Origin of the sequence: Streptomonospora halophila (assembly GCF_039542725.1) — a bacterium.
In the GTDB taxonomy this organism is placed as follows: Bacteria; Actinomycetota; Actinomycetes; order Streptosporangiales; family Streptosporangiaceae; genus Streptomonospora; species Streptomonospora halophila.
Map to the genome: position 1 here is coordinate 129,147 of NZ_BAABIK010000018.1, position 8,400 is coordinate 137,546.

5 protein-coding genes and 1 pseudogene are annotated in these 8,400 nt (G+C 75.9%); 5 read left to right on the forward strand and 1 reads right to left on the reverse strand.

What is annotated here, in order from left to right; translation table 11 throughout:
- The first annotated feature begins 50 nt into the window (after nucleotides 1–50).
- The 5 genes from ABEA15_RS16445 to ABEA15_RS16465 all read left to right on the forward strand — a co-directional run bounded on the left by ABEA15_RS16445 (nucleotide 51) and on the right by ABEA15_RS16465 (nucleotide 7,492).
- The gene (locus ABEA15_RS16445; RefSeq protein ID WP_345557303.1) at nucleotides 51–1,673 is read left to right on the forward strand and encodes an FAD-dependent oxidoreductase; all 1,623 of its coding nucleotides are present in this window, start codon (nucleotides 51–53) and stop codon (nucleotides 1,671–1,673) included.
- A gap of 68 nt (nucleotides 1,674–1,741) precedes the next feature.
- Nucleotides 1,742–3,964, forward strand: coding sequence for a hydantoinase/oxoprolinase family protein (locus ABEA15_RS16450; RefSeq protein ID WP_345557305.1), 2,223 nt, complete (start codon nucleotides 1,742–1,744; stop codon nucleotides 3,962–3,964).
- Nucleotides 3,961–4,677 (forward strand): hypothetical protein, encoded by a 717-nt coding sequence (locus ABEA15_RS16455; protein WP_345557307.1) that lies wholly within the window; start codon nucleotides 3,961–3,963, stop codon nucleotides 4,675–4,677. The genes ABEA15_RS16450 and ABEA15_RS16455 overlap by 4 nt, the downstream gene beginning before the upstream one ends.
- Entirely contained in the window at nucleotides 4,674–6,041 is a 1,368-nt protein-coding gene (locus ABEA15_RS16460; RefSeq protein WP_345557309.1) for a transporter, read from the forward strand. Before ABEA15_RS16455 ends, ABEA15_RS16460 begins: the two co-directional genes overlap by 4 nt.
- Before the next feature lie 323 nt (nucleotides 6,042–6,364).
- Nucleotides 6,365–7,492 carry a hypothetical protein gene (locus ABEA15_RS16465; protein WP_345557310.1) on the forward strand — a complete coding sequence of 376 codons (1,128 nt, stop codon included), beginning with the start codon at nucleotides 6,365–6,367 and terminating at the stop codon, nucleotides 7,490–7,492.
- Between the two features lie 130 nt (nucleotides 7,493–7,622).
- Here ABEA15_RS16465 and ABEA15_RS16470 read toward each other — a convergent pair.
- A pseudogene (locus ABEA15_RS16470) lies at nucleotides 7,623–8,400 on the reverse strand (hypothetical protein); the annotation flags it as partial.

Below are 8,400 nucleotides of genomic sequence, written 5' to 3' on the forward strand. Positions count from 1 at the left end.
CCTCACCCCCGGCCCCCATGACCACCGCAACCACCACGGAAAGGCGCGCGATGACGCAGAGCAGCACCGAGATCCTGGTCGTCGGAGGAGGACTCGGCGGCGTCGCCGCGGCCCTGGCCGCCGCACGGTCCGGCCGCCGGGTCGTCCTCTCGGAGGAGACCGACTGGATCGGCGGGCAGCTCACCTCCCAGGCCGTCCCGCCCGACGAGAACCCCTGGATCGAGCGGTTCGGCTGCACCGCCTCCTACCGGCAGGCGCGCGAGGGCATCCGCGCCTACTACCGCCGCGCCTACCCCTTGCGCGCCGAAGCCGCGGCCTCGCCCGAGCTGAACCCGGGCGCCGGACGCGTCAGCAAGCTCTGCCACGAGCCCCGGGCGGCCCTGGCCGTGCTGGAGGAGCTGCTGGCCCCGCACCGCGCCGCAGGGCGCATCACCCTGCTCACCGGCCACCGCCCCGTCGCCGCCCACACCGACGGCGACGAGGTGCGCGCCGTCGAACTGGACGACGGGCAGGGCGGGCGGCACACCGTCCAGGCGGCCTACGTGCTCGACGCCACGGAGAACGGCGACCTGCTGCCGCTGGCCGGCGCCGAGCACGCCACCGGGGCCGAGTCCCGCGCCGAGTACGGCGAGCCGCACGCACCCGAGACCGCCGACCCCGCCAACCTGCAGGGCATCACCTACTGCTTCGCCGTCTCCCACCACGAGGGCGAGGACCACACGATCGAGCGCCCGGCGGCCTACGACTTCTGGCGCTCCTACCGGCCCGACTTCTGGCCGGGGCCGCTGGTGGGCTTCGCCGCCCCCGACCCGCGCACCCTCGAACCGGTCGTCCGCACGTTCGACCCCAACCCCGACGTCGACCCGCTGGACGTGGCCGCCGACCAGAGCGCCGACGCCGGCGACAAGGAGCTGTGGGGGTTCCGCCGCATCCTCGCGCGCAGGCTGCACCGGCCCGGCGCCTTCGACTCCGACATCACGCTGGCCAACTGGCCGCTGAACGACTACTGGCTCAAGCCCGCCCTGGAGATCGACGGGTACGCCGACGCCGACACCGTGCGCCGGGCCCACGAGGAGGCGCGCCAGCTCTCCCTGTCGGTGCTGTACTGGCTGCAGACCGAGGCGCCCCGCCCCGACGGCGGCGCCGGGTTCCCCGGCCTGCGGCCCCGTCCGGACGTCACCGGCGCCGAGCACGGCCTGGCCAAGGCCGCCTACGTGCGCGAGTCCCGCCGCATCAAGGCCGTCACGACCGTCACCGAGCACGACGTCGCCATGGACCTCGTCGGGCCCCGCGGCATCGTGCGCCGCCACGACGCGGCGGGGATCGGCAGCTACCGCATCGACCTGCACCCCTCGACCGGCGGCGACACCTACATCGACATCCCCAGCGTGCCCTTCGAGATCCCGCTGGGCGCCCTGCTGCCGGTGCGCATGCGCAACCTGCTGCCCGCCGGCAAGAACGCCGGCACCACCCACATCACCAACGGCTGCTTCCGGCTGCACCCCGTCGAGTGGAACATCGGCGAGACCGCCGGGCGCCTGGCCGCCTTCTCGCTGGACAACGGCACCGAGCCGCACGCGGTACGCGAGAAGGACGACCTGCTGGAGCGGTTCTCGGCCCTGCTGGACCGCACCGGCGTCGAACGGCGCTGGCCCGACGTGCGCGGCTACTGACGCCCCCCGGGGCCGCCGCGCGCGGCCCCTCCGCCACATCCCATCCCCGCCCTACGAAAGGTGCGGACATGACTCCCCGACCCCATCCCCCCTCCCATCCGCCCTCCGATCCTCCGTCCGGAACCGGCGGATCCGCCGGCGCGGCCGTGCGGATCGGCGTCGACGTCGGCGGCACCTTCACCGACGCCGTCGCCGTCAGCGCGCGCACCTTCGAGCTGCTCGGCCAGGCCAAGGTGCCCACCAGTCATCACCACGCCGACGGCGTCGCCCACGGCATCATGGCCGCGCTGGAGCGCCTGCTCGCCGACATCGGGGTCAGCGCCGACGACGTGGCCTTCCTCGCCCACGGCACCACCCAGGCCACCAACGCCCTGCTGGAAGGCGACGTCGCGACGGTCGGGATCGTGGGGATCGGCTCCGGCTACGACGCCTTCGCCACCGGGCGGCTGCGGTCCCTTGGCCGGCTCAAGCTCGACTCCGGCCGGCCGCTGCCCATCCGCTACGCCGGTCTCAAGCACCCCGAGCGGCCCGGCGAGGCCCGCGCCGCCGTCGACCGGCTGTGCGGGGAGGGCGCCGAGGTGCTGGTGGCGGTCGAGCCGTTCAGCGTCGACGCCCCCGAGGGCGAGGACGCGGTGGCCGCCGCGGCCGCCGAGGCGGGGGTGCCCGTCACCGCGACCCACGAGATCACCCAGCTCTACGGGCTCGGCAAGCGCGCCCGCACCGCGGTCCTCAACGCGGGCGTGATGCCGCGCATGCTGGAGACCGCCGACCTGGTCGAGCGCAGCATCACCAAGGCCGGGATCAGCGCCCCGCTGATGGTGATGCGCTGCGACGGCGGGGTGATGTCGCTGGCGGAGATGCGCTCCCGGCCCTTGCTGACCGTGCTCTCCGGCCCCGCGGCCGGCGTGGCCGGCGCGCTGATGGGCGAGAAGGTCAGCGAGGGCGTGTTCCTGGAGACCGGCGGCACCTCCACCGACATCAGCGTCATCCGGCGCGGCCGGGTCCAGATCCGCCACGCCCGCCTGGGCGGCAAGGAGACCTATTTGTCGGCGCTGGACGTGCGCACCGTCGGTATCGGCGGCGGGTCGCTGGTGCGGCTGGGAACGGCGCGCGGCGGCGGCGCCAAGGTCGCCGACGTGGGGCCGCGCAGCGCACACATCGCCGGCCTGCCCTACGCCTGCTTCGCCGAGCCCGGCGACCTGCGCGACGCGCGGCTCGTCCGGCTCAGCCCGCGCGCGGGCGATCCCGCCGACTACGCCGTCATCGAAGGCGCCGGCGGGCGGTTCGCCCTCACCCTCACCTGCGCGGCCAACGCCGCATCCCGGGTCGCCGAGGAGGACTACGCCCGCGCCGACCCCGCTACCGCGCGCGCGGCGCTGGAGCCGCTGGCCCGGGAGCTGGGAACCGACACCGAGAGCGCCGCCCGCGCCGTGCTGCAGCGGGCGACCGACCGCATCGAGGCCACGGTGGACGGGCTGATCTCCGAACACGGGCTCGACCGGGACGTGTGCACCCTGGTGGGCGGGGGCGGCGGCGCGGCCACGGTCACCCCCCACCTGGGCGCGCGCATGCGGCTGGAGGCGCGCATCGCCGCGCACAGCGAGGTCATCAGCCCGCTGGGCGTGGCACTGGCGCTGGTGCGGGAGTCGGTGGAGCGCATCATCCCCGGCGCCGGCCACTCCGACGTGCTGGCGGTGCGCACCGAGGCCGAGCAGGCCGTCCTGCGGCAGGGAGCCGACCCCGCCGCGGTCGAGGTGGACGTGACCGTGGACCCGCAGCGCAACCTCGTATCGGCGGTGGCCACCGGCGCCACCGAGCTGCGCACCAAGGACCGCGCGCAGGACCTCGGACCCGAGCCGGCCCGCCGAACGGCGGCCGCCAGCCTCGGCGCACCGCCCGAGGAGGTGCGCGAGCTGGCCGCCACCGCCCAGTACCGCGTGCTCGGCCACGCCCGGCGGCCCTCGGGCCTGGCGCGCCGCTTCGCCCGCGAGCGCACCCGCGTCCGCGTGGTCGACGCCGAGGGCGTGGTGCGCCTGCACAGCGCCGACGCCCGCGTCGACACCATGGCAGCGGGCGAGGCCGACGCACGGCTGAAGGAACTGGTGGCCGAGCGCACCTCCTACGGCGACGGCGGCTCCCGCGCCCCGGCCGTGTGGCTGCTGCTGGGGCCCAAGCTCGTGGACCTGTCCGGTGTGCTGGACGCCGGCCACCTGCTCGCGCTGGCCGCGACGGAGACCAGCGGGCGCATGCCCGACGAGGAAGTGGTCGCGATCATGGAGGAGCGGCGGTGAGCGCGCCGACGCCCGCCGGGGCCGCATCCGCCCGATTCGCCCCGGCCGAGCGCTACGCGGAGCTCGCCGCACTCGACGACGTCGACCTGGGCGCCCGCCTGCTCGCGGCCACGCCCACCCACGAGGGGCGCGGTCCCGACCGGCTGCGCGCGTGGGCGCGCGCGGCCATAGCGGTCGGAGCCGAGGCGGCGGACGCCGAGACCGCGGACGGCGGGGCGGGCGGGGAAGGCGGTGCCGCCGAGGCCCTCCGCTGCGCCGAACCCCGCGTCATCGAGTCCACCGGCGGACTCCGGCGCGAGGAGGTGCTGCTCGCCGAGTACCGGCGCCGGGCGCGCGGCGGCGAGGTCGTCCTCTACACCGACGCACTCGACTACGCCCGCGCCGTCGCCGAGGCCGCGGGCTGGGCGGCGGACTTTCCGCGCGCGGCCGTCCGCACCGCGGCCCTGCACCACGAGCGCGCGCACCGGCTGCTGCACGGACCCCGCGGGCGCGAGCTGCGCCGGCGGCTCGACCACTCGGCGGTCGCCTGGGGGCGGCTGCGCATCCGCGGGCACGTGGTCGGCGCGGACGAGATCGCCGCGCACTCCTACGCCCGCCGGCGCGGGGGCATGCGGCGCAGCCCTCTCCTGCTCACCGCGGCCGTCGCCGCGACGCTCGCCCACGCCGGACCGCCGGTCCCGGCGCCCGTACCCTTCCCCGGAGGTCCAGCATGACCGCGTTCGCGATCCTCGCGGTGATGGCGGTGGGCGTGGGGCTGATGCTCACGCGCCGCCTGCCGACCGCATTCGCCCTCGTCCTGATGTCCGTGGCCGTCGCGCTCATCGCGGGCGCGCCGCTGACGGGCGACGAAGGCAGCGTCACCGGCACCGTCCTGCAGGAGGGCGCTCCGATGCTGGCGTCCACCATGGTCGCCATCCTGCTCGGCTGCTGGCTGGGCACCCTGATGTCGGAGACCGGCATCGCGTCCACGCTCGTCCGCAAGATCGTGGAGTTCGGCGGCGAGCGGCCGTCGGTCGTGGCCGTCGGCGTGTTCGCCGTGGCGATCATGTGCGGCACCATCACCGGTTCCGCCCCGGCGGCGATGCTCGCCGGCGTGGTGGGCATCCCCGCGATGATCGCCGTCGGCGTGCCGCCGACCGTGGCGGCGGGAACGGTGCTGGTGGGCATCGCGGCGGGGCTTCCCCTGGAACTGATCAACTGGCAGTTCCTCTCCGACGCCATCGGAGTCCCGGTCTCGACGGTGCAGCACTTCCAGCTGCGCATGTTCCCGATCGCGGTGGCAGGCGGCCTGGCCTACATCCTGGTCGAGATGCGCCGCCGCGGCGCCCGCCACACCTGGGCGGTGCGCGTCCCCGCAGGAGATGCAGGAGGAAGTCGGGACTCCGGCGGCGCGGGCGGATCCGATCCCGGAGCCGGCGAGCGCCCCGGCGTCCTCGGCCGCGCGGCCCGCCGCCGCGAGCGCCGCGGCGACGCCCCCTGGTACGCGCTCCTCACCCCCGTCGTGCCGATCGGGCTCGCCCTGGGCCTGGAGGTCCCCATCGTTCCGGCGCTGCTGACCGGGCTGCTCTTCGCGCTGGTCACCGCGGTTCGCTGGCGGGAGATGGCGTCGACGGCGCTGCGCACGCTGTACCGCTCCTTCGACGTGGCGGCGCCGCCGATCGTGCTGTTCATCGCGATCGGCATGCTGCTCGCGGCGGTCAACCTGCCCGGCGCGGTCGAGGCCCTCAGCCCGGTCGTCACCGCGATCAGCCCGAGCGGCCCGCTGCTGTTCGTCGCCGTGTTCGCGGTGCTGGTGCCGCTGTGCCTCTACCGCGGTCCGATGAACATCTTCGGTCTGGGCGCCGGTGTGGCGGGTGTGCTGATCTCCGGCGGCATCTACCCGCCGCCGGCGGTCCTGGGCCTGATGGCGTCCTATGGCCAGGTCCTCGGCGTCTCCGACCCGACCAGTACCCAGACCGTCTGGAGCGCCCAGTACGCCGGGGTGCGCCCGGAGCGCTCCATGCTCTCCACCATCCCCTACACCTGGGTGGTCGCCGTCGCGGGCCTGGCCCTGACCGTGTGGCTGTACCTGGTCTAGCCGGCCGGCGCGGCGACCGCGCCGGCCGGGACCATCGGCCCCGCGGTGTACGCGCCGGCCCGGATCACCGGCGCCATCGCGTCCGTCCGCTCCGGCGCGGAGGGCCGGCGGCCCGGCTATTGATCCCCGCCCCGCGCGCACCCGCGGGGCGGGTTTCTGCCGCCGGCCGGATTAACCGTGACACGGCCCGCAGAACCAGGGCACATGGGAACCGCGCCGGCGGTTAGTCGGCGGGGAGCCGGTGCCCGGGTCCGGGACGAAACGGGGCGCGGCCCCGGGGGAGGACCCGCAGGCCGACGGCGGAGCGGAAGGGGGACGCGGCCGTGGAAGGGGAAGACACCGCGGCGTCGGGAGCGCGAAAGCAGACCGTCGTGGGGATCGTGGCCGAGCCGGTGGCGGCGCCGGCGAAGGTGGCCGGACAGTTGGCGCGCGAGCTGCCCCGCCTGCTGGCCGAGCAGGTGGACCGGAAGCGCGAGTGGCGGACCGTGGTCAGCCGGGAGCGGCTTCCGCCCAGCGACGCCTCGCACACGGCGATGATGGACGTGGCGGCCGAGCGGATGCGCCGGCACGGCTGGGACATCGCTGTGTGCCTCACCGACGTGGTGCTGCGCACGGACGAGCACCCGATCATCGCCGACGCCGGACACGACAGCCGGATCATCGTCGTCTCGCTTCCGGCCTTCGGCGGCATGGCGCTGCGCCGCAACGTGCGCGGCGTGGTCGCCCAGCTCATCGCCGACATGCTCGCCCCGGACATGACCGTCCGGTTCCCCGGGCGCCGGCCCCGGGGGCGGCGGCTGCCCGCGCTCTCCCGGCGCTTCCACCGCGTCGCCCCCGAGCAGCCCCGCGTCGACACGCGGATCCTGGCCTCGCGCGGCAGACTGCGGCTGCTCGCGGGCATGGTGCGCGACAACAGGCCCTGGCGGCTGGCGTTCGCCCTGACCGGGCCGCTGATCGGCGCCTTCGCCTTCAGCGCGTTCTACACGATCAACACCACGGTCTGGGAGCTGGCGACCAACATGGGAACGCCGCGCCTGGTGGTCGCCGCGTTCGGTTCCGTGGCCGTCATGGTGGTCTGGCTGATCGTGTACCACAACCTGTGGGAGCCGACGCGCGGCAGGCCGCCGCGTGAGCGCGGCCAGGCGGCGATGTTCAACGCCTCGACCCTGCTGACCCTGGGGATCGGCGTGGTATCCATGTTCGCCGTGCTCTACCTGGTCAACCTGGCGGCGGGATTGGTCGTGCTCGCCCCCGTCGTGTTCGGCCGCTACGTCGACGGCGGTCTCGACGCCGGCGACTACGTGTCCGCGTCGCTGCTGGTGAGCGCCGCGGGCACCGTTGCCGGCGCCATCGGTTCGGGCTTCGAGTCGGAGGCCTCGGTGCGCGAGGCGGCCTTCAGCCAGCGGGAACGCGCTCGCCGCGAGGCCCTGCACACCTCCGTCGGCGAGTAGGCGGCCTTCACCGGTCCGCCTCGGCGCCCACTACCGCCCACCGGCGCCGACCGCGCGGAACTCGGCCGCCGATCCGCAAGGCGCCGGGCGCCCGAACCGCCGCGCGTCGCCGACTCCGGGCGGGCTCCGCTCAGTCCCCGTAGCCGGTGTGCACCAGCCGGGGCTGGCCGTCCTCGCCCTCCTCGACCCGGTAGCCGTCGTTCGTGGCGGTCGCCAGGATCTCGTGGCGGTACTTGCGCACGGTCCGCGCGCTCACGCCGAGGTATCCCGCGATCTCGTCCTCGGTGATGTCGGGGACCGTCTCCATGAGGTTGCGGACCTGCTGCTTGCGCTCCTGGGCGCTGGGGCGGGACAGCGGGCGGGCGCTGCGGCGCGGCGCGGACTCGCGGGAGGGCTCCTCGTACGCGGTCGCGGGTTCGGTCCCGGCCGCGGGCTCCGGCTCGGGCTCGGGCTCGGGCGTGAACCGCAGGTCGGCTGGTCCGGTTTCGCCGCCGGGCCCCGGTGGGGCCTCGGCCGCCGGGGGCCGGCCGTCCTCCTCCGGCCCCTCGGAGGAGGCGCCGCCCGGGGAGGCGGCGGGCCGCCGCACCGCGGTCCCCGTCTCGTGCCCGTCGCGCGCGGAGGCGCGGTCGCCGGGAGCGTCCTCAGTCACTGCATCCGCGCCGCCCACCGGACCGGGCGCCTGGAAGACGGGGGTGTAGGCGCGCTCGCCCTGGTCGGCCGCAGCCGCCTGCCCCGGTTCGGCGCCAGCGGCCGCGGGTCCGGACGCGGCGCCGTCCGCTCCGCCGCCGTCCGGGGGAGTCGGCGGCGAGGCGCCGTTCGCCGAAACGCCGTTGACGGCGCCGACCCGCTCAGCGGCGGCCACGGCACGCCACCGCGTGCGGCCGCCGGCCGGCGCCGCCGCCGCCGGG